We start from the raw sequence: 21,447 nt of genomic DNA on the forward strand, positions 1-21,447 counted from the left end.
CTCCTTATTAGAAAGTGAACACTTTGGAGAGCTTTACGCGGTCATGTTGTGGTTCAGGCTCCACAGGCAGCGTGGTTTCTTCAACGGGCGGCCTTGATGAAACGCCCCCCACATGCTTGTAGAAACTTGTGGCACTCGCCCGGCTTATTGTGTTGCCTTTCAGCTGAAACCTTCGAACTGCTTCGATGAATGATTCATTGTCCGAAAATCGAAACTGACCATCTTTAACGGCTTTTGATATATCCGTTTGCAATTTGTAGCTGTGCGCCGTGGTGGAGTAAGGCGGCGGCGGTGTCAGCACACCAACGAGCTTCCCAAACTCATCCAACAAATTGATCGAAGATACATCCTTACGCGAATATTCGATGATCATCTTCTGCCCGACGGAGTTACTGCGCAGCACGTCTGGATTTCGATATTTTTGGTAGGCAAAATTGATGTAAGCCCCTCCATATTTCGCATTGGTCTTTACTGTCTTTATCTCACGAACTTTCGTAAAAGCCGCCTCATGCTGGAAGCGGATAGGCAGCGTGTTCGGTGGTAGCGCTCTAGCGGACAAGCGCAACAGGTAGAGATCCAGGGGGGCATGGTTCTGAATGGCCGAATTGGGCCGGCCGTTATAATCAGAGATTACTATATCTAATGCACTTTCCAACTCATCGAGCGACAACAGCATCTTTAGCGGATTTTTTGATTTTGGTGATAAGCGCGCTTTTATTTCATCTTTAGACTCACTGCCCGTAGTGCCGATTACGCGATGAGAGAAATTCTGCACCAAGTAGAGAAAAAAACGCTCTACGATAGGGCGGTCATTTGGGGTATGCGGCCTGCCAAACTCCACCACGCAACCCAACCTATCCGTCAACACCTCAATTACATGCTTTGCTTTATGGGCCCACGCGTTGTCCAGTTTTAATGTGGACCAGGTCTGCCAAGCCCCGGCCGCTTCTGAGGGGAATCCCCCCTGTTCGTGATAATGGGTGTCAGGTATACGAACAGGTGGACGCGTGTGCGGACTCAAGGCGCGGTAGATTGCCGTAAGCAGATCCACCTGATCATAGTTATGCCCTAACGCCAATGAGTAACCCAGTACACACCGTGAGTACTTCTCAATCAGACCAATCAGCCAGACCCTGAGAATTTCATACTCTACCGGCTCTCCGTAAGCATCCACATCACGAATGACCAACCGTATGTCCAACTTGTGCCCATCTGCTTCAACTTGTTCTAAAATATCAGAGGGGTCGATATCCCGGGCATTTTCATTGGACGCGTAGGATCGCAATTCTTGCTCCGCCCGTAACTCCTTATGCTTATCCTGCAGCCATTTTCTGAGGCCGCTAATGCCTTTAGTTTTCTGATTTCGTGGATACTCATCCTCTTTCACGCCACACTCAATACACTCTCGCACGAACGCTTTATGGATTGCTATGAAGTAGTCGCCGCCCGATTTTCTGGGTTTATATTTACTTGCTTGCGCCTTCAACCACTCCGCCAAACCTCGGTGTTGTTCGACTAGTTGAGTAAACGCTCCCGAGTACCCCTGCTGGGATGACGAGCCAGCGGGAGCTGTCCGATGGTACTTTTTTTCACCGGTGCGCATGTAGGGAATAGCAGCTCCCCAGCCAACCGGACTTCCGCTCTTATCAAGCGCTTCGCATCGTTCTATCGCACGGTAGAGTGTCGAACGGGGTATGCCGTACTTTATTTGGATTTCATCAAGCGAGGCGCCCTCCTTTAAGAAGGCTCGGATCGCTTTGATCCGGTTCTCTGTCTGGCCTCGAATGCTGTCCGGCAAAACCATTAAATCAATTGAGGCCCAGTGATCACAGTCATAGCCTTCACGTACACGCTCTGATCTCGAAAAGCGCTGTTCACTCATCCAGTACGTCTCCATGGCTCAACAGGGAGGCGCCACTTAACTTAGTCGAGACTAAATTTTTGACGGTCAAACGTCCTCTTCTGATCAATTCAAACACTAACGCTGCACCCGTCTCTGAAAATTCCTGTTCGACTGCCTGAATGGCATCGCTCAGCGATAGGTCTTGGCGAGGAAGGCACTTCAACGTGCCGCGTAGATTTCGCTCCGTAAGTGAATCCCTATGTTTGTTTATATATGAAAGCATCAGCAGATAATTTTCGTAACGCGTGTGATCGTATTTTAAATACTGGGAATCTAAAACTTCGCACAGGAAACCATTATCGTCGGCATATTGTTGAATCTGACTCGGCGAGCAAGTACCCAGGCTTAGCTTGGAGAATACAAGGACGGAAGCGTGCCTGCTTTCGAAAGCGAGGGCCACTGGAACGCTTCCCCCGTCGAGATAGATCACGCGTTGGTTGACGCTCACCTCTTTCACCCAAGGGTCAAACTCTACCTCGGCAAAGCGCCACAACGTAGGCCGACAGAACAAGCTAACTTTCTCATTCTGCTTATGACTGAATACGATAAATTCTGGTGCGCCGGCTGGTCTTGAAGGATGAGAAAGTGGATCCATGCTCTAGCCCTTAGATTTTTCCATGAAATCCATCATGCTACAAAGTTTTAAAATTACACATGAGCTACAGAGTTTCAAAATTACAGTAGGAGTATGGGCGAAAAACCACTAGCAAATATATTATTTAGACATAAAAAGCCATTTTGCATAACTTTAACTTATAACTAGTAGAAAGATACGCACTAAGGATGAGCGTTTTATAGCCAAACGTTCTCAAAATAAATACAATGGATATTTTTTAAAGGAAGTAGATTTGCAAATAAAAAGTTTCAAGCTTTAAAGTTTCTATTTTTCAATGTCGCAAGAAAAACAGGAAGTAAAAATGCAAATTTGGCTCCGGTGCATCCCAGGTTTAGGCTCGCACCTGCAAAATCCAATTCTATCGGGCCAGGCCAATGCTTCCTTCGCGGCGATGAGGCGCCAAATACCTTCCGGCTTCTCGCCACGAGCGAAATGTCACGAAGCTCTGATGAGCTACAGAACCTGCGCTCAATGGCTTTTCAAGAATCAATGGCTTTCAAATCTTTCCGCACTTGAGCTAGAAACGCTTTGAGATCCGTGATGTTTTCCTTCCGCATGTAACACGCCGCTATTAGGCTGACAGGATGAACCCCCAAAACGCTACACAACTCCTCGAGCTTCACAAGCGTCGGGCTGGTGCCCCTCGCTCAAGCAAACTGACATTGGTGCGGCTCGGTCTGTCTGATACGTCGCGTCGTCTGCATCGCGGGCAGGCCCGGTTCCTGCAGGTGCATGTTCCACCCTCGCTGACATCAACCGGGCCTCGCGCTCAGGACAGTTCAATGGCGACGAACATGTTCTGCAGGTGACGTGACGACCTGGATCAATACTCGGGTTGAAGCTATACCGAAAGGGTTCAATTAGCGACTGAGGAGAACTTCGCGGTGTCGAATCAGCTGGTCATACGCAACATGACCCGTCCCGAGCTGGACGAACTCGTCGATTGGGCTGCCCGTGAGGGTTGGAATCCCGGCTTTCACGATGCCGAGCTGTTCTGGGCTACGGACCCTGCCGCCTTCATCGCGGCGTCCCGGGGCGGCGAATTGATCGGCGGCGGCGCCATCACTTCCTACAATGGCGAATTCGGTTTCATGGGGTTTTTCATCGTCCGGCCTGAATATCGCGGTCAAGGTCTGGGCAATACCCTCTGGCATGCACGCCGTGAGCGACTCCTCGCCCGCCTGCGCCCAGGCGCGAGCATCGGTATGGACGGCGTCTTCACGATGCAGGACTACTACGCCAAGGGTGGTTTCGTCTTCTCCCATCGAAACATGCGTTTTCGTTCCAGGATCACCGAACGCCCGACGACCTCGCAGGTAGACGACCAGGACATCGTCCCGTTGGCCAACTTCCCGTTCGATCAGGTTGTCGATTACGACCGCACCTGCTTCCCCGCCGCGCGCGCAATCTTCCTGAGCGGGTGGATCGCCCAAGCCGATGCACTCGCCGTAGGTTGCCAGCGCGAAGGCAGGTTAAGCGGCTATGGCGTAGTAAGGCGCTGCCGGGAAGGCTACAAGATCGGCCCCTTGTTCGCCGATGACGCCCTGGCAGCCAATGCCCTCTACGCGCGCCTGGCGGAATTTGCCGAGGGTGGCCCGCTGTTTCTCGATGCCCCGGAGAATAACCCCGCCGCGATGGCGCTCGTGCACCAACAGGGCATGATCGAGGTTTTCGGCTGCGCACGCATGTACCTCGGCCCTCCTCCGGCGATCGCGCACGAACGTGTGTTCGGCGTCACGACCTTCGAGCTGGGCTGATGTCCGCTCGCGACCTTATCGGGTATGGCGGCTGCCCACCCCACCCGCGATGGCCCGGTGAAGCGCGCGTCGCGGTCCAGTTCGTACTCAACATCGAAGAAGGCGCGGAGTCATGCATCCTCAATGGCGATGCGCAGTCGGAGGCCTGGCTTCACGAGCTACCGGGCCGCCCGCCGCGTGTGGGGGAAGCGGACTTGAGCGTCGAGGGCATGTACGAATACGGATCGCGCGCAGGTGTGTGGCGCATTCTGGAGCTGTTCAGCGCCCGAGGCCTGCCGCTGACCGCCTTCGCCGTCGGCCGGGCACTGGAACTCACCCCGGCGATTGGCCATGCGCTATGCGCTGCCGGGCATGAGATTGCCGGGCATGGCTACCGTTGGCTGGACTATCGCGACATGCCTGAAGACCAGGAGCGGCGCCATATCCGCCTCACCCTCGACGTGATCGAGCAGATCTGCGGTAAACGCCCCACAGGTTGGTACACAGGAAGGGTCAGCCAGAACACCCGCCGCCTGTTGCGTGAGGAAGGTGGGTTTCTCTATAGCTCAGACGCCTACAACGATGATCTGCCCTATTGGCTCCCAGGCTCGCCCGCCCACCTGGTAATCCCTTACACACTGGTCAACAACGACGCCCGCTATCTGCTGCCGAATGGTTTCGCCTGCGGTGAAGACTTCTTCCTGTTGCTCAAGGATGCTTTTGACCTGCTGTGGCAGGAGGGCGCGCAACACCCGAAGATGATGAGCGTCGGCCTGCATGGGCGGATCAGTGGCCATCCTGGTCGTGCGATGGCGCTGGCGCGCTTTCTCGATTACGTGCAAGGCCACGACGCGGTGTGGATCTGCCGACGCGAAGAGATTGCCAGGCACTGGTTAGCCCAATTCCCCGCCTGAGTGGTAAGTGGTTACGCAGGATGGCCCGAGCCTTTTCCAGTTTCGGCGAGGTTTTCAGGCCGTCGCGCAGGTCCAGGCCCTGAACGGCCGCCAGCCATTCCACCGCGAGAATCCCACGGGTGTTCTCGGCCATTTCCCACAGACGCTCCTTTAACCAGGGGGACATTGGCAGGTTCAAGCCCTGCTCTTTGGCACATTCAATGGCTGGCTGCCGCGTGATACCGTGCCGCTCGCCAGAGGTTTTTCGATTCTTCTGTCAGATGACGCAAGCCACTACGGTCCAGCATGCGTTCCGACTCCTCTTGCACCGCGGCCAGCACTGCAGCCTCGTCGACGGCACGTACGACGTAGTCTTCCATCAGGACCTGGCCATCGACGATGGTGGTACACACGTCCCCGCCATTGGCGAAGCAAGTGACACGGTGGACCGGCATGTTCATCGGCATCAGGTGCGGTTTGAACAGGTCGATCAGAATGATGTCGGCTTTCTTGCCGACTTCCAGCGAGCCAATCTCATGTTCCATCGACAGTGCCTTGGCGGCGTCGATAGTGACCATTTCCAGCACTTTGCCCTGGGGCAGGATGTCCGGGTCGCGAAAATGGCGGCGGTGGTAGTGCATGCACTGGAACATGTGGCGGAACATGTCGTAACCGCGGTCCGGGGCGGCGCCGTCGGAGCCGAGGGCGACGGTTACACCGGCCTCGATCAGTTCCGGTACCGGGCAGCGCCCCAGGATCGACATGATGGCGCTCGGGTTGTGCACGATCCTGGTCTGTGTCTCGCGGCACAGGGCGATGTCTTCCTCGGTCAGGTCAATGCAGTGCGACATGAAGGATGTGGGGCCGAGCAAGCCCAGTTCGCGGTGCGCAAGCGTAAGCGTACCGGCGCGATGGCCATCCTGGGTGAACGTGAGGCCATAGCGCTGGGCCAGAGCCAGGTAATCCTGTGCTTGCTGGCGGAACAGCGGTGCCAGTTCCCGATGGCCGGGCTCGTATTGTGGCGCATACACCGGCAACGTAATGGCAATGCGTACCCGGCCGTTCCCCATACCGTCGCAGCTCCTGGCGATTTCTTCGCAGGTCTCGAACATGGTCTCAAAACTGACGTCGCGCCGAGTGGGTGGTTCGGTCGACCAGTCCAGATAAGTGCGTGGCGCTGGCGCCCGTGACGGACCAACGGCCACCACCGAGCGGGTACCGATTTCGGCAATCGCCCGGGCGTGGCGTTGCGCGTAAACCGGGTCGTCGACCCGCATGATCGAATCGCCCCCGCCCAATAGCGACACGCCGGTAGTGGTGCCGCATTTCAGCCGCTCCAGTGCCGACAACCTGGCATCGACCTCCCAGAACCCGACTCCGGAGGCCAAGGTGTAGATGGTCTGGCAAGCCTCCATCCAGGCATCACCCTCCCCGCCGCCGATGGTTTTCAGCATGGCGTGGCCGGCATGGGCGTGGCTGTCGATCAAGCCTGGGAGCACCGCCTTGTTGCGTGCATCGATGACTTTTTCAGCAGTGAAGCGAGCCCGCAGTTCATCCGTGCGCTCCACCGCTACGATGCGGTTGCCGAGCACGGCCACTGCGCCGTCGTTAATGACGCGACGTTGCTCGTCCACGGTGATGACCACGCCGTGCTCGATCAGCAGGTCCACTTTGTTGAGTGTGTGTTGAGTCACAAGCGGCTCCGCAGCAGATGGCCATTTTTCGCCACGACGACTCCGCGGCTGATCACCGTGCGCGCCAGTGGACGAGCCACGACGGCTTCACCCAGCGTCTCTGCAGGAAGCAACAACAGGTTGGCGGATTGCCCCGTTGCCAATCCGTAATCGCTTCGCCCAAGTGCCAGGGCGCCGTTGCTGGCGGCGGCTTCGAACGCCGTGCCGATTTCAGGGTCGGTTCGCATGCCGCAGCGCATGGCGAGCAGCATCGCGCGTTCGAGCATGTCGCCGTTGCCCATCGGGGTCCATGCGTCGCGAATGCCATCGGAACCGAGGCAGACGTTTACCCCCGCCGAGAGCAGTTCAGTAAAGGGTGGTATGGCGATATCGGAAGGCGCCGTGGTCATGAGTGAAATTCGATTGGCAGCCAAGCGTTCAGCCAACGGAAGCACCTGAGCCCAGTTTTTCATGCCCAGGCAAAAGGCATGGCTGATCATGACTCGCCCCTGACGATGATAGCGCTCGGTGAAATCGATGATGCGAGCAATCTGCCAGAGCCCCAACTCCCCACCGTCATGCAGGTGGATATCGATACCGCGATCAAACTTGTCCGCGAGCTCAAACAGGATTGAGAGGTGCGCGATGGGATCATTGTCTATGCCGCAGGGGTCCAAGCCCCCTACTACCTCGACCCCCAGCTCCAGGGCTTCTCGCATCAATGCCTCAACACCTGGGCGGTTGACCAGGCCCACCTGAGGGAAGGTGACGAACTCGATATCAACCAGGTCGGCGTAGCTTTCGCGCAGCTCCAACATGGCTTGCACATGCTCGATACCCAACTCGGGATCGGCGTCCACATGACAGCGCAACATCAGCGAGCCGCGAGCGATACATTGCTCCAGCAAAGCACCCGCTCGCTCGGCAATGGGCGATGTGAGCTCGCGCAGGATCTGGCGCTCATTCGCTATGCGCGCTTTGAGGTTTGGGCCTGCACTGTGCGGCCGCCAGGGTTGCCCCCACAGGGTCTTGTCCAGATGGATATGGCTTTCTACCAGTGACGGAACGAGTAATTGACCTTGCCCGTCAAGGTCAGAGTCAGCGACTGGACTGCCACTGGCTGGCTGACGATCGCCGATACGACCATCAATAATCTGCATGTCTTCAATTTCGCCGCCATAGGGACGGACATTACGCAGCCAGAACGATTTGAGCATTGGAACCTCACCACTGTTTGAGCGAGCCCCTGTCGCCAGATAGCCAACGGGGGCACTGTTTACGGAGTCACCAAAAGGGTTACTTCAAGTTGCCGGCAAGGAACTGCTTGAGGCGCTCACTCCTGGTGTGCTTGAACAGTTGCTCCGGGTTGCCTTCTTCCTCGATTTTGCCCTGGTGCAGGAAGATCACGTGGTTGGACACCTCGCGGGCAAAGGCCATCTCGTGCGTCACCACCACCATGGTCCGCCCTTCTTCGGCCAGGGCCTGCATCACCTTCAGCACCTCGCCGACCAGCTCGGGGTCGAGCGCCGAGGTCGGCTCGTCGAACAGCATCACCTCTGGCTCCATCGCCAGGGCCCGGGCGATCGCCACGCGTTGCTGCTGGCCTCCGGACAAGTGCGACGGGTACTTTGCTTCCATACTGGCCGGCAGACCGACTTTGGCCAGGTACTTGCGGGCGCGGGCCACCGCCTCATCGCGGCTGAGGCCAAGCGCATGCATCGGCGCCTCGATAACGTTTTCCAGCACTGACATGTGCGCCCACAGGTTGAAGTGCTGAAACACCATGGACAGCTTGGTGCGCATGCTTTGCAGCTGCTTCTGGTTGGCCACCCGCAGCCCACCGTTCTTGTCCTTCTCGGTGCGGATTTCCTCGGCGTTCACCGTAATTCGCCCGGCGCACGGCTGCTCGAGGAAGTTGATGCAGCGCAAGAAGGTGCTCTTGCCCGAACCTGAGGAGCCGATGATGCTGATCACATCGCCTGCCTTGGCCTTGACCGAAACGCCCTTTAACACTTCGTGGTTGCCATAATTCTTGTACAGATCGTCTACGGTCAGTTTGTACATGGTGTTGACCCTGCGTATGCGGCCTTCAGGCGGCCTGGGGTTTCAGGAAGGCCAGCCAGCGGGTTTCACCGCGACGAAATAGCCAGACAAGCGACAGTGCAATCACCGCGTACAACAGCGCGGCGATGAAGAAGGCCTCAAACGACGCATAGGTCGCCGAGTTGACGTCTCGGGCGACCTTCAGGAGGTCGGGAACCGTGGCGGTAAACGCCACCGAGGTTGAATGCAGCATCATGATCACCTCGTTGCTGTAGTACGGCAGTGCGCGACGCAGCGCCGAGGGCAGGATGATGCGACGGTACAAGGTGAACTTCGACATGCCGAAGGCCCGGGCCGCCTCTACCTCGCCGTACGGCACCGACTTGATCGCGCCAGCGAAGACTTCAGTGGTGTAGGCGCAGGTATTGAGCGCGAACGCCAGCACCGTGCAATTGAAGCCTTCGCGAAAGAACATGTCGAGGAACTCGTGCTCGCGCACCACGCTCAGGCTGTAGACACCGGTGTAGATGATCAGCAGTTGTATATAGAGCGGCGTGCCACGAAACACATAGGTGTAAAACCAGACCGGAATCCGGATAAAGCGGTTTTTTGACACGCGAGCCACGGCCAGCGGCACCGACAGCACGAATCCGATCGCAACCGACAGCACCAACAGCCACAAGGTGATTGCCAGACCGGAAAAGCTGGCGCCGTCCGACCACAAATACGCTTGCCAATACTCCTGGATAATAGCGATCACAGTTCAGCCTCCCGAATGCCGACGGAGTAATGATGTTTAAGCCATATCAAGATGCCGTTTGAGACAGTGGTAATGACGAGATAGATCAGTGCACCGATCACGGTGAAATAAAACAGCTGCATGGAGCTCTTTCCGGCATCCTGGGTGACCCTGACGATATCGGACAGACCGATGATGGACACCAGTGCAGTCGCCTTGATCATGACCTGCCAGTTGTTGGCAATGCCAGGCAGGGCAAAACGCATCATTTGCGGGAATAAAACACGATAGAACGCCTGCCATGGGCTAAGGCCATAGGCCATGGCTGCCTCTGTCTGACCGCGGGGGACCGCCTGGAAAGCACCGCGGAAGGTCTCGGTAAAGTAAGCACCGTAGATAAACCCGAGCGTCGCTACACCCGCGAGGAAGGGATCAATATCGATTTGATCCATTCCAAGCCCTTCGGTGACCTGGTTGAGGACTATCTGAATGCTGTAGAAAAGCAACAGCATGGTCACCAGATCCGGAACACTGCGTATCAGCGTGGTATAGAGGGTGGCGATATTGCGCAGCCACCGATTGCCTGACAACTTGGAACTGGCGCCTGCCAGACCAATCAGTATTGAGGTCAGCAGCGATAATATGGCCAACTTCAGTGTCATCCAGGTGCCGCTCGCTATCAGCGGCCCATAGTCTACCAAGGACATTACTTTCTCCTTGAACACGACAGCTCAGCCAATACTGCCTGTCTTGTTCAATCATGTTTTTCTTGTTTTTGAATGCCGCAAAAATTTGCCTGCACTAACACAGGGACTGGCCCGCTGCTGGCGCATCAAGATCAATCAGTTGTACACATCAAAGGAAAAGTACTTGTTGGAGATCGTCTGGTAAGTGCCATCCTTGATAATCTCGGCCAGCGCCCCGTTGATCTGCTCGCGAAGTTCATTGTCATCCTTGCGCAAACCGATCCCCGCACCCACGCCGAGGGTTTTCGGGTCGCGCAACTCCGGGCCGGCAAAGGCGAAATCACGTCCGTTCTCGGTTTTCAGAAAGCCCAGGTCGGCCTGGACGGAAGATTGCAGCGCTGCATCCAGGCGGCCGGCCATCAAGTCCTGGTAAACCATGTCCTGGTTCTGGTAGGTCATGATGGTGACGCCCTTGGGCGCCCAATAAGCCCGGGCATAGGTTTCCGACGTCGAGCCCTGCTCGATCCCTACCCGCTTGCCTTGAAGGGATTCGGGCATTGGCAGGAGATCCGAGCCTTTTTTCGCAAGGAGACGCGGCAGGACATTACTGATCTTGTCGGAGAAGGCGATCTGCGCCTGACGTTTCTCAGTCACACTCATGGACGAAAGAATGCCGTCGAACTTCTTGGCTTTCAGCGCCGGGATGATGCCGTCGAAAGAGTTCTCGACCCATACACATTTGACCTTCAGCTTTTCGCAGATCGCATTGCCAAGATCGATATCGAAACCCACAAGCGTGCCATCGGGCGCCTTCGACTCGAACGGGGCGTAAGTAGGGTCAACGCCAAAGCGAATGACTTGCAAGTCTTTCGCATGGACACCGCTGGCAGCCAAGGCCAGAACAACTGAAACAGCAAGCTTCTTCATATCAATCTCCGTAGGCACAGTGGTACTGGGGGTTTAAAAGTGGCCAGTTCTGTTTAGGGTTTTTGTTTTGTTTAACCTCGGTCACAACGCTTGCATGCTGTGTCGGTAACTCGCCGGGGAGAACTTGAGCGTCAGCACCGCCATCGCTGCGAGTACCCCTAGGTGCATCCACCAGCCGGTGATGAAACTTCCGCCGGCGTCGCGCAGCCAGCCGATCAGCCAGGGTGCGCTCGATGCGAGCAAGAAACCGATACCTTGAACAAAAGCCGCCAAGGTGCCGGCCGCTTGCGCGCCGGACAAATGGTCGAGGCTGACAATCAGGCTGAGCGAGAAGAACCCGCCGAGGCCGAAACCGACCAGTGCGACCCACAACCAGGGCGCGGCGTTGGGCGCCACCGCGAAGCCGGCGAAACCCGCGGCCTGCAACGCGATCGTCAGCCATAACGCACCACGCCGGTCAGTGCTGCGGCGGGCAAGCATCGGCATCGCGAACGCTGCGGTCGCCTGGAATATCGCCAACCACGCAAGCAAGTTGCCCGAGGCCTGCAGGCCCATGTTCTGCTGTTGGTAGAAGGAAGGCAGCCAGGCCACCAGACTTGAGTAGCCGCTGTTGGTGAGTCCAAAGTAGGCAGCCAACTGCCACGCACGCCGATTCTTGAAGAAGCTGCAGGTTTTGACCGGTGCAGGTCCGCCAGCGGCTATCGGCGCAGTGCCTGGCGCCCACACCAGCCAAAGCAGGAACACAGCAAGCGCTGGCAACGCCCAGATGGAAAGCCCCAACCTCCAGCCGCCATATGCATTCAGCCACGTGCTTGCCAGCGAGCCAAGCGCCCCGCCGCCGACCAATGCCGCCGAGTAGAGCCCCATCACCATCGCTATCCGTTCAGGAAACCAACGTTTGGCGACACCCGGTATCAAGGCCTGGATCACCGCCACGCCGGTGCCGGCGATACCGGCGCCAATGATCAACTGCGCTCCGTCCTTGACCACGGCGCGTGACGCGCACCCGAGCATCAAGAGCAACAATGCGCCGGCCAGCGCCCGCCGCTCGCCGAAGCGACGTGCGACACCGATGCCAATGAAGGCAATCAGGCCCATCAGCACGAAAGGCAAGGTGGTCAGCATCGCGGCAGCACGAAAATCGAGGCCAATGTCGGCGCGCACCAGATCGAGTACCGGCCCGACCGAAGTCAGGAATGGCCGCAAATTCAAGCCCAGTAGTACCAGGAGCACCAGTGCGGCCAGTGAGACCTCACCCGCGCGCGACACGCCCGTAGCGATGCAAGCCGCTGTGCGGTCAGTCATGGCGCGCACTTCTTTCCCGCCGCTGCGGGTGTGGGCTCGGCAGCATCGTCTGCATCAGCGTCATTTCACTTGCCATCACATTTACCTTGCGAATTCTGGTCAACGGGCCGTATCAGCCGCCGTTCCGCAAGATTAAGAGCCGGTGCTATTATTCGGAAATGAAATGTTCGAATGACAACTAGTGGGAAACGTAATGACTTCGACACTGATCGATCCGTTGCTGCTCAAGAGTTTCGTCGCGGTGGTAGAGAGCGGCAGCTTCACCCGCGCCGGTGAGCGCGTGCACCTGAGCCAGTCGACCATCAGCCAACAGTTGAAGCGCCTTGAGGAGCAACTCGGCTGCGAACTGCTCAATCGCAGCGGGCGCTACGTCGTCACCACCGAGAACGGCGAGCGCTTGCTCGGCTATGCGCGCCGGATCCTGGGGCTGATGGAAGAAGTGGTGGAAGAGTTACGCAAAGGCCACGCACAGGGCGAAGTGCACATCGGTGTGCCAGAAGACTTTGCGTCAGACTTGCTGACGCCGACGCTTGGCGCCTTCGCACGCGCGCACCCGTCGATAAGGCTTGAGATCAGCAGTGGGCTCAGCAACACGTTATGGCAACAGTTTTGTGCAGGCGACTACGACCTGGTGCTGGTCAAACAGCGCCCGGGACAGGTTGTGGGGCACGCCGCCTGGCCCGAACCGCTCGCCTGGTTCGACAGCCTCAGTGAGCCGACGTACGAGCGCGACCCGCTGCCACTGGTGGTGTTTCCGGTTGGCGGCTTGTATCGCGATGAGATGATCCACGCGCTCGAGAGCGCGGGCCGACGCTGGAGCATCGGCTACAGCAGCGCAAGCCTGGCGAGCGTGCGCTCAGCGGTCGCCGATGGTCTCGGCGTCAGCGTGCTCCCCTCGCGACTTGCCCTGCCCGGCCACCGACGGTTGGGCGTAGCCGAGTCCTTCCCCGAACTGGCGGCACTGGAAATCGCGCTACACCTGCGCCCCGACGCACCACGGCGCGTGATCGATCTGGCCGAACAGCTGACAAGGCTATGCGCCCAGGTGACTGGCCACGTTGGCTGACGTGCCCAAAAAACACATTGGGGTGCGGCGTCTGTAGCGCTCTCGATAACCAGACCGCTCAGATCACCGCCTTGGCCGATGTACCGTGCAGGTACTGCCTGGCAATGGCTTTCATTTGCTCTGCGGGCATGGTCGTTCCATGCCCGCCGTAAACGCAGCTCACGTCCAGATCGATCAAACGTTGCATGGTCTGACGATAAAGAGCCTGATTCGAGCAAGGTAGATCATCGACCAATCCACCGACATAGATGACATCGCCACTGAACAGCAGACCGGCCATTTCGTCGAGCAGACCGATGGAACCATGGGAGTGACCGGGTAAATGAAGCACCCGCAGCCGCTTGTCTCCCAGGTCGATGATGTCCCCCTCGTCTACAGTCTGGGTCAACGGGGCCGGTGCTATGTGGTGGTGTTCAGGGGACCAGTGCAAGCACGGCGCTTGTGTTACCGCGCCAGGCAAACCGCGAAATACATTCGCCAGGGTGTCTTGATCAGCCATCCGGCCGAAAGCCGCTGCCTCGGCTGCATGCCCAAGGCGATTTTCGAACTCATGGAAGCCGCCGACATGGTCGGCATGGATATGGGTCGCCACCGCAATGAGCGACTTGTCCAGCTCCAGGTCCAGCGCAGGTCGCAGCGGCGCCAACCCCATGCCGAAGTCAATCACCAGGTCGGCATCGCGTCCTCGCACGTGAAAAAGGTTGGCCGCAAAGTAGCGATGCACATGAGGTTCGCGCAAGCGGGTGACGCCATTGCCCATGTCCTGTTTTTCGTACCAGTCATCCCCCATGCGACACCTCAATGCAGTAGTTGGCCAAGAAAACGCTGGGTGCGCTCATGGCTCGGCTGGGTAAAGATTTGCTCCGGCGAGCCACATTCGACGATCTGTCCTGCGTCCATGAAGATGACCTTGTCGGCCACCTTGCGAGCGAATCCCATCTCGTGGGTCACGCAAACCATGGTCATGCCCTCTTCAGCCAGCTGAACCATGGTGTCGAGCACCTCTTTGATCATTTCCGGGTCCAGGGCCGAGGTAGGTTCGTCGAACAGCATGACCCGCGGGTTCATGCACAAGGCTCGTGCAATAGCGACGCGCTGCTGCTGGCCACCCGACAGTTTTGCGGGGTAACAGTGGGCCTTGTCCGGGATACGCACCCGCTCCAGATAATGCATGGCCAGTTCCTCGGCTTCCCGACGGGGCATCTTGCGTACCCAACGTGGAGCCAGGGTGCAGTTCTCGAGGATGGTGAGGTGGGGAAACAGATTGAAGTGCTGGAACACCATGCCCACCTCACTTCGCACCCGATCGATGCGCTTGAGCTGGCCAGTAAGCTCCACGCCGTCGACCACGATGCGTCCTTCCTGGTGCTCCTCCAGCCGATTGATGCAGCGAATCAGGCTCGACTTGCCGGAGCCCGACGGCCCGCATATCACTACGCGCTCGCCCTGATGGACATCCAGATCAATGTTTCTGAGTACCTGAAAGGCACCGTACCATTTGCCAAGACCGCGGATTTGCACAGCCGTAGGCCGAGCCTCAGCCAGTTCAACTGGCGTCTCAATGGACAGTTTCACGATTGTGTCTCCTGTTTTTTGCCCAAACCGCCCTTAGCGGTAACCACTGGAAAGAGCGCGCTCGACTCGCATCTGCAGGCCCGTCAATACCGATACCAGAACCATGTAATAGACCAGCGCCGCGCTGTACCACTCCAGGAACTGGAAGCTGGTGGCGATCGCAAACTGGGTGGTGGTCATCAATTCATTGAGGGAGATGATGGTCGCCAGGGAAGTGGCCTTGAGCAGTGAGATGAACTCGTTGACCAAGGCGGGTAATGCGACGCGAAGGGCTTGTGGCAAAACCACCAGCATGAAGACTTGCCAGCGATGTAGACCCAACGCCGCGGCCCCCTCTCGCTGGCCGCTACCTACGGCGGCGAAAGCGCTGCGAAAGATCTCGGTCAGATAGGCTATCTGGATCAGTGTCAGGGCCACGAATGCAGCAAGGAAAGGTGTGAACCAGCCGCCTCGAAAACTGGGGAACAGTTGGGGTAGCCCATTCCAGATAAACAGTAGAACCAGCAATGCCGGAGCACCGCGAAACAGCCAGACATAACTGGCCATCGACCAGCGGATACCAAGCCGTGACGAGGTCGCTAACGAGCCTGTGAACAGCGATATGCCCATCGACAGCGCCATCACACCAACCGACAACACCAAGGTCAGCATCGCCCCTTTGGCCAGAGGCCAGCCAAAAACCGCATCCAGGAACAACGAGGAATCAAACACCATGACGCTCACCATTATTGCTGGGCCAGTTGGACGTCTGTCGACAGGCTCGGCAGATTCCATTTGGCGAGCAGCGCTTTGAGTTCACCACTTTGCTGCAAAGCACCCAGTGCTCTGTTGAGTTGCTGTAGATCAGCAGCGTTCTTGCGCAGGTAAAGCCCAAAAAGGTCTGAGTCGGGGTAGGTATAGGTAATCTGCAGTTGGCCGGGTACCTGGCTGCTGCGATAGGCAGCGGTTGTGTCCTGGGTGATGGTCGCTGTTGCTCGCCCTACCAGCACCTGCTGAATGACCGCAGAGGCCGAGGGGTACGTCTGCACGCTGATGGGCTTACGACCACTCTCTACCAACTGCTTGTTGAGTGCGCTCACCGTAGCCTCATAGGTGGTGCCGGCTTCGATTGCGATAACCTTGCCGCTCAGATCTTCCGGCGTCCGGGTTTGCTCATCTCGCATCGACGTGACCATGACCTTGGCGGACTTGAAGTAGCCAACGCCGTCGTAGCGCTTCAGACGTTCGGTGGTAATGGTCATGCCGCTGGCAACCACATCACAGCGCTCTGAGTCGAGTGATGGCAGCAGACCTTTGAAATCGCCCACGACCAACTGGAGGTTCACCCCCCAGTGCTTGGCGAGCGCAGTCATCACATCCACCTCGAAACCAACCATCTGCGTGTCACCGGGCTTGGCGTAGAACTCCATCGGTGGAAATTCGCCGGCAGTACAAACCTTTAGCGTGTCGCCCTGGATGAACGAAGGCTTCGTGCTGCTCGTATCAGCCGCGGTGGCCAAGCTGCTGATCAGACTCACACTCAGAAAAACTGCTGCTGCATGCTTCATGACATTTCTCTTTTTTTTGTGGTTTGGAGGATGTACTCGATAGCGCAGGGCAATGGTGCTGGCGACAAAGACAGCAAACAAGCTAAACTTTTTACAGGATTATTCTTTAGTATTACTAAAATATAGGCGTGACGATGGCACTTCCTCCTCTGCATAGTTTTCGGGTTTTCGAATGTGTTGCGAGACTGGGCAACATTGCTGCCGCAGCGGTTGAACTTCACGTCACCACTGGCGCTATCAGCCAGCAATTAAGGGTTCTGCAAAGCGGACTTGGTAAAGAGTTGTTCGAAAAACGCGGTCGACGATTAGTCTTGACCGACAACGGCCGCTTGCTCCAACAACGAGTTGCCAGCGCGATCGGTGAAATAGAAGATGGGGTGCGGCAGTTATCCAGTGCACATCAGGGTGAACGGCAGAAAATCGAACTGACCCTTTCTATTCCGAGCGTGCACGGTGTGACATGGCTCGCCACCCGGCTCTTCGCTTTCATGGATGAGAATCCGCACATCAAATTGAACGTCATCAGTGCGAGCCACTTCAACAAAGTCGACTGGCGACGAGCCGATCTGGCCGTGGTTTATGGCGTTCCACCCTGGCCTGGCTTCTGGTGGCGAATGCTGCACGGGATCCGCATGACGCCGGTGTGCAGCCCTCAGCTATTGCGTGGGCCAAAGGCCATTCGCAGTGTTGCCGACCTGGCCCATTATCGCTTGCTACATGAAGACGATGGCGCGCAATGGCGGCGCTGGCTGTCGGAGGCACGCAGCGTGCAATCGGGGGATTCGGATATTTACTTCGATGACTTCGGCATGGTTCTGCAAGCAGCCCGTGACGGTTATGGCGTGGCACTCAGCGACGAGGTAGTGTCCGCCCGCGACCTTGACGATGGACGTTTGGTACAACCCCTGGCCCTGACTGTGCCTGCATTGCAGAACTATTACTGTGTTTGTAGCGAAGGTAATCGCGACCGTGATGACGTTAACAGTTTCATCGAGTGGTTGATTGCGCAATCGTGATGACCCGTTGTAACTGAGACATCAATGATCACGGAGATCTGTTACAAGGCGGTCGTCAACACCCTGGAGCGATTTGAAATTCTCGCTTATGCATTTTCTCAATGCCTGGATCAAGGGTTCTCGGGCTCGTCCATTTTTAACGATAAGCGAAAATTCTGCCTGATAACCAAAAATATCAGGCAAAAGAACTCTCAAGCGTTTTTCATCGACCCATCGTTGCGCCAGATGATCTGGAATATAGCCAATGTAACTCCCGGACAATACCAGAATCAGCTCCGCTTCCATGCTGTCAACGGTTGCGGACCTATCCGTAAAGCCATGACGCAGCGCTTCAGTGTTAGACCAGTAGCCTCGGTCAACCAGCCTCTGGTGGGTTATCGTCGAAACTGTCAATTCTGAATTGCTGAATAAGGGATGACGATCGCTACAGTAGAGCCAATGTTGCTCTATGTAGAGATGAACATATTTGAGCCCACTCATTTTTGTCGGCAAAGAGCCTATGGCCAAATCAAGTTTGCCCTCGATAACTTCGCGCTGTAATTCAAAGGGGCTGAGTATCTTTAAGTTGATATGTACAAGTGGATTCTGCTGAGTGAACTCGCCGATTATTTCAACGATGTTGATTTTTTGATCGCTGAGCATCGAGTCAAGAATACCGAGCGACAATGTACCGCGCAGATCGCCTTTCAGTTCAAGAACATAGTGCTCGAAGTTGTCAATCCGTGAAAAAAGTTCCACTGCTTCCTCATAGATCAACTGCCCCTTACTGGTAAGGCTGAAGCCCGAGCGACCGCGATTGCATAACGGCATGCCCAGTTGGCTTTCAAGCTGACTCATGTAAGTGCTGATCGCCGAAGTTGACATCTTCAGCGCTTGCTGAGCAGCCGAGAAGCCCTTGTTTTGTGCAACGCATACAAAAATACGCAGTAATCGCAGCTTGTAGAGAGGTTCTTTCATCGTCGAATCACCGGAAACTTTAGTGATTGATACCGGTTCTGCCGGGTTATGTCCATCTTCACGCAAGGTGGCGCGATCATCCATAAAATTATGTTTATCATTTCCTGAACAAAGTTTTTTCTTCCCTGAAATGGTGCTCCAGTGCTGGTCAAGCGAGAATCCATTCAATCGTGACGCACAACCGTGCCATAGGGCGCGCCGCCACTGTCCGCTCGTACAATTCCGTGCGAATCGGCCTGTTATTGAGATCTAACTGTGATTGGAGATCGTATGTTTGATGACACTCGCCGCGAAAATTTTGCCGATGGCACAGACTATGATCCGCAAAAGCGTCCGCGCTTTTCCGAGATTGCGACATTTATGCGCGCCCCACTGGCTTCCAGTCTGGACGACGTCGACATTGGCATGATCGGCGTGCCCTTTGATGGCGGTACTTCATTCAAACCGGGCGCTCGCTTGGGGCCGCGAGGTGTGCGCCAACAATCGTGTTTGATGAGAACAAAAAACCATACGACCGGTATTGCCCCATTCGAGTTGTGCCGGGTCAAGGATCTGGGCGATGTTTTTATCGAGCGAATGTATTCGCTCGATACAGCGCATACTTACATTGAGCAGTTTTATCATGAGATTGTGAAACGCAACATCATGCCGTTGACCGTAGGGGGTGATCACTCCATCACGTACCCTATTTTCAAGGCGATCGCAAAAGATGGCCCCATTGGCATGATTCATATTGATGCCCATACCGACACCATGGACAGTCTGTATGGCTCGAAGTTTTTCCATGGCGCCCCCTTCAGAAGAGCGGTAGAGGATGGTCTGCTAGATCCGAAGCGCACAATTCAGATCGGTATTAGAGGCTCCGAACACTCCGGCACAGCAAACTACAGCCTGGAATGCGGCATGCGCGTCATTTTCATTGATGAGTTCGATGATTTAGGCGTCAGTGGAGTTCTGGAGGAAATCAAACGCATAGTCGGCAATGGCAAAACCTATATTTCTTTCGACGTCGATGGCCTGGATCCTGCCTTTGCGCCAGGAACCGGCACTCCCGAAGCGGGCGGTATTTCAATGCGTGAGGCACTGCGATTGATCAAGGGGTTAAGGGGTTTGAATCTTGTCGGTGGCGACGTAGTCGAGGTTGCACCAGACCTGGATCCAACTGGATTTACCGCGTTGAATGCAGCAACGTTGATGTTTGAGATGCTCTGTGTGCTCGCCGAATCGCGGGTGAACGCCCTGAAAAGTGATTAACGCTTACTTTATAAACCTCTGCTCAGTTGACAACTGACGTGGTCGACTTTTGCTACTTGATGGAGCCATCCTGGGATTGTCCAAGCAACACGCCTGTTATTAAAGCCGCTTCTTCATTGCCCAGGTTTCTCGGCTGCGATGCGCCAGACCTTGTTCCCGACGTCATCGGCCACCAACAACGCGCCACCCTGATCAAGCACTACACCCACTGGACGCCCTTGTGCTTCGCCATCAGTGTTGAGGAAATCGGTCAGGAAATCCACCGGCATCCCCGAAGGTTTTCCGTCCCTGAACGGAATGAACACCACCTTGTAACCGGCCTGCGGGTTACGGTTCCATGAGCCATGCTCACCGACGAAAACGCCATGGGCAAAGCTGGCTGGCATACCGCGCGAATCAGAGAACGTCAGGCCCAAGGGGGCAACGTGAGTTCCCAACGCGTAGTCCGGTGCGATGGCCTCGGCTACTTTATCCGGGCGCGGCGGTGCCACCCGGGTGTCGATGTGGGAGCCATAGTAGCTCCACGGCCAGCCGTAAAACGCCCCGTCCTTTACTGAAGTCAGGTAATCAGGCACAAGGTCGCTGCCGATTTCGTCGCGCTCATTGACCACGGTCCATAGCTGGGTTGTACCGGGCTCCCAGGCTAGCCCATTCGGGTTGCGCAAACCGCTGGCAAATAGACGTTTACTTCCGCTTTTTACGTCGACTTCCCAGATCGCTGCGCGACCTTCTTCCGCATCAAGGCCGTTTTCACCGACATTGCTGTTGGAACCCACTGTGACGTAAAGCTTCGTTCCCTCGGGGTTGGCGAGCACATTCTTTGTCCAGTGGTGATTAATGCCTGAGGGCAGTTCGGTGACTTTCACCGGCGTTGCATTCACCTCGGCTTGACCCGTGCTGTAAGGCACCTTGACCAGGGCGTCGGCATTGGCAATAAACAACTCATTGCCCACCAAGGCCATGCCAAAAGGCGACGTCAGTCCGGTCATGAACACCTTGTGCACTTCGGCGCGGCCATCACCGTCGGCATCGCGCAACAAGGTAATCCGATTGGCGCTCGGCGCATCCGCCCCCACCCGCTCCATCACAAACCCCATGACGGTGCGTTTTGCCCAGGCGATCGGTCCGGTGCCGCCATCCGTGGCGCCTTCCGGCATCGGCGGGTGGTTGCTCTCGGCGACCAGCACATCGCCATTGGGCAACGTGTACAACCAGCGCGGGTGATCGAGATTCTCGGCCAGCGCGGTTACCTTGAAACCGGCAGGAGCGGTGGGCATGGCATTGCCCTTCCAGCCGATGGCCTTGGAGACCTTTAATGTGGGGATCAGCGAGGTGGTGGGTTCCGGCAACTGCGGGGCCGGGCCGACGCTGGCCTGAGACGGCAACTTGGAAGACTCCCCACAGGCGCTGAGTAGCGTTGCAGTCGTGATCAAGAGCGCAAACCGGTTGGGCACATTCATTGTTCTAACCTCGCAATGGCCATCCATGGGCCAATTATGGGACAGGCAAAT

At 56.6% G+C, this 21,447-nt stretch carries 20 protein-coding genes and 1 pseudogene; 5 read left to right on the plus strand and 16 right to left on the minus strand.

Features of this window, described 5'->3' with window-relative positions; translation table 11 throughout:
* Positions 1 to 7: 7 nt before the first annotated feature.
* Both AC3ITY_RS17100 and AC3ITY_RS17105 read right to left on the minus strand, forming a co-directional pair.
* Positions 8 to 1,882, minus strand: a complete 1,875-nt coding sequence (locus tag AC3ITY_RS17100) for a helix-turn-helix domain-containing protein (RefSeq protein ID WP_489303849.1) — start codon at positions 1,880 to 1,882, stop codon at positions 8 to 10.
* Complete coding sequence (locus tag AC3ITY_RS17105; RefSeq protein ID WP_489303851.1) at positions 1,875 to 2,498, minus strand: hypothetical protein; 624 nt, start codon at positions 2,496 to 2,498, stop codon at positions 1,875 to 1,877. Before AC3ITY_RS17105 ends, AC3ITY_RS17100 begins: the two co-directional genes overlap by 8 nt.
* Before the next feature lie 905 nt (positions 2,499 to 3,403).
* Here AC3ITY_RS17105 and AC3ITY_RS17110 point away from each other — a divergent pair.
* Positions 3,404 to 4,276 (plus strand): GNAT family N-acetyltransferase, encoded by an 873-nt coding sequence (locus AC3ITY_RS17110; protein WP_489303853.1) that lies wholly within the window; start codon positions 3,404 to 3,406, stop codon positions 4,274 to 4,276.
* Entirely contained in the window at positions 4,276 to 5,169 is an 894-nt protein-coding gene (gene puuE / locus AC3ITY_RS17115; RefSeq protein WP_489303855.1) for an allantoinase PuuE, read from the plus strand. Before AC3ITY_RS17110 ends, puuE begins: the two co-directional genes overlap by 1 nt.
* Before the next feature lie 10 nt (positions 5,170 to 5,179).
* Here the strand turns inward: puuE and AC3ITY_RS17120 are convergent.
* The 8 genes and pseudogenes from AC3ITY_RS17120 to AC3ITY_RS17155 form a co-directional block, all read right to left on the minus strand.
* Positions 5,180 to 5,344 (minus strand): annotated as a pseudogene (locus AC3ITY_RS17120) (aromatic amino acid lyase); the annotation flags it as partial.
* Positions 5,345 to 5,366: 22 nt separating this feature from the next.
* Positions 5,367 to 6,842 (minus strand): amidohydrolase family protein, encoded by a 1,476-nt coding sequence (locus AC3ITY_RS17125; protein ID WP_489303857.1) that lies wholly within the window; start codon positions 6,840 to 6,842, stop codon positions 5,367 to 5,369.
* Complete coding sequence (locus AC3ITY_RS17130; RefSeq protein WP_489303859.1) at positions 6,839 to 8,038, minus strand: amidohydrolase family protein; 1,200 nt, start codon at positions 8,036 to 8,038, stop codon at positions 6,839 to 6,841. The genes AC3ITY_RS17125 and AC3ITY_RS17130 overlap by 4 nt, the downstream gene beginning before the upstream one ends.
* A 79-nt stretch (positions 8,039 to 8,117) precedes the next feature.
* Positions 8,118 to 8,885 carry an ABC transporter ATP-binding protein gene (locus tag AC3ITY_RS17135; protein WP_489303861.1) on the minus strand — a complete coding sequence of 256 codons (768 nt, stop codon included), beginning with the start codon at positions 8,883 to 8,885 and terminating at the stop codon, positions 8,118 to 8,120.
* 25 nt (positions 8,886 to 8,910) lie between these two features.
* Complete coding sequence (locus AC3ITY_RS17140) at positions 8,911 to 9,624, minus strand: ABC transporter permease (protein WP_489303863.1); 714 nt, start codon at positions 9,622 to 9,624, stop codon at positions 8,911 to 8,913.
* Positions 9,621 to 10,310 carry an ABC transporter permease gene (locus tag AC3ITY_RS17145; protein WP_489303865.1) on the minus strand — a complete coding sequence of 230 codons (690 nt, stop codon included), beginning with the start codon at positions 10,308 to 10,310 and terminating at the stop codon, positions 9,621 to 9,623. Before AC3ITY_RS17145 ends, AC3ITY_RS17140 begins: the two co-directional genes overlap by 4 nt.
* Before the next feature lie 135 nt (positions 10,311 to 10,445).
* Positions 10,446 to 11,216 carry an ABC transporter substrate-binding protein gene (locus AC3ITY_RS17150; protein WP_489303867.1) on the minus strand — a complete coding sequence of 257 codons (771 nt, stop codon included), beginning with the start codon at positions 11,214 to 11,216 and terminating at the stop codon, positions 10,446 to 10,448.
* 81 nt (positions 11,217 to 11,297) lie between these two features.
* Positions 11,298 to 12,521 (minus strand): cyanate transporter, encoded by a 1,224-nt coding sequence (locus tag AC3ITY_RS17155; RefSeq protein ID WP_489303869.1) that lies wholly within the window; start codon positions 12,519 to 12,521, stop codon positions 11,298 to 11,300.
* Between the two features lie 193 nt (positions 12,522 to 12,714).
* Here AC3ITY_RS17155 and AC3ITY_RS17160 point away from each other — a divergent pair, with 193 nt between their 5' ends.
* Complete coding sequence (locus tag AC3ITY_RS17160; protein WP_223459959.1) at positions 12,715 to 13,587, plus strand: LysR family transcriptional regulator; 873 nt, start codon at positions 12,715 to 12,717, stop codon at positions 13,585 to 13,587.
* 58 nt (positions 13,588 to 13,645) lie between these two features.
* On the opposite strand, the gene AC3ITY_RS17165 is transcribed toward AC3ITY_RS17160, so the two are convergent.
* Genes AC3ITY_RS17165 through AC3ITY_RS17180 form a run of 4 tightly spaced genes read right to left on the minus strand, consistent with a single transcriptional unit; the run spans position 13,646 to position 16,709 of the window.
* Entirely contained in the window at positions 13,646 to 14,377 is a 732-nt protein-coding gene (locus tag AC3ITY_RS17165) for an MBL fold metallo-hydrolase (RefSeq protein WP_489303872.1), read from the minus strand.
* Between the two features lie 8 nt (positions 14,378 to 14,385).
* Complete coding sequence (locus AC3ITY_RS17170; protein ID WP_489310905.1) at positions 14,386 to 15,150, minus strand: amino acid ABC transporter ATP-binding protein; 765 nt, start codon at positions 15,148 to 15,150, stop codon at positions 14,386 to 14,388.
* A 45-nt stretch (positions 15,151 to 15,195) separates the two neighbouring features.
* Positions 15,196 to 15,888, minus strand: coding sequence for an amino acid ABC transporter permease (locus AC3ITY_RS17175; RefSeq protein ID WP_489303874.1), 693 nt, complete (start codon positions 15,886 to 15,888; stop codon positions 15,196 to 15,198).
* The gene (locus AC3ITY_RS17180; RefSeq protein ID WP_489303876.1) at positions 15,888 to 16,709 is read right to left on the minus strand and encodes an ABC transporter substrate-binding protein; all 822 of its coding nucleotides are present in this window, start codon (positions 16,707 to 16,709) and stop codon (positions 15,888 to 15,890) included. Before AC3ITY_RS17180 ends, AC3ITY_RS17175 begins: the two co-directional genes overlap by 1 nt.
* Positions 16,710 to 16,843: 134 nt before the next feature.
* On the opposite strand from AC3ITY_RS17180, the gene AC3ITY_RS17185 reads away from it, so the two are divergent.
* On the plus strand, positions 16,844 to 17,725 hold the full coding sequence (locus AC3ITY_RS17185; RefSeq protein WP_489303878.1) for a LysR substrate-binding domain-containing protein: 882 nt from the start codon (positions 16,844 to 16,846) through the stop codon (positions 17,723 to 17,725).
* A gap of 21 nt (positions 17,726 to 17,746) precedes the next feature.
* On the opposite strand, the gene AC3ITY_RS17190 is transcribed toward AC3ITY_RS17185, so the two are convergent.
* Complete coding sequence (locus AC3ITY_RS17190; RefSeq protein WP_489310907.1) at positions 17,747 to 18,682, minus strand: LysR family transcriptional regulator; 936 nt, start codon at positions 18,680 to 18,682, stop codon at positions 17,747 to 17,749.
* 270 nt (positions 18,683 to 18,952) lie between these two features.
* Between AC3ITY_RS17190 and speB the strand changes: the two genes are divergently transcribed.
* Positions 18,953 to 19,936, plus strand: coding sequence for an agmatinase (gene speB / locus AC3ITY_RS17195; RefSeq protein ID WP_489303880.1), 984 nt, complete (start codon positions 18,953 to 18,955; stop codon positions 19,934 to 19,936).
* A 113-nt stretch (positions 19,937 to 20,049) separates the two neighbouring features.
* On the opposite strand, the gene AC3ITY_RS17200 is transcribed toward speB, so the two are convergent.
* Entirely contained in the window at positions 20,050 to 21,396 is a 1,347-nt protein-coding gene (locus AC3ITY_RS17200) for a PQQ-dependent sugar dehydrogenase (RefSeq protein ID WP_489303882.1), read from the minus strand.
* Positions 21,397 to 21,447: the final 51 nt, after the last annotated feature.

This window comes from Pseudomonas sp. GL_091 (genome assembly GCF_057837725.1).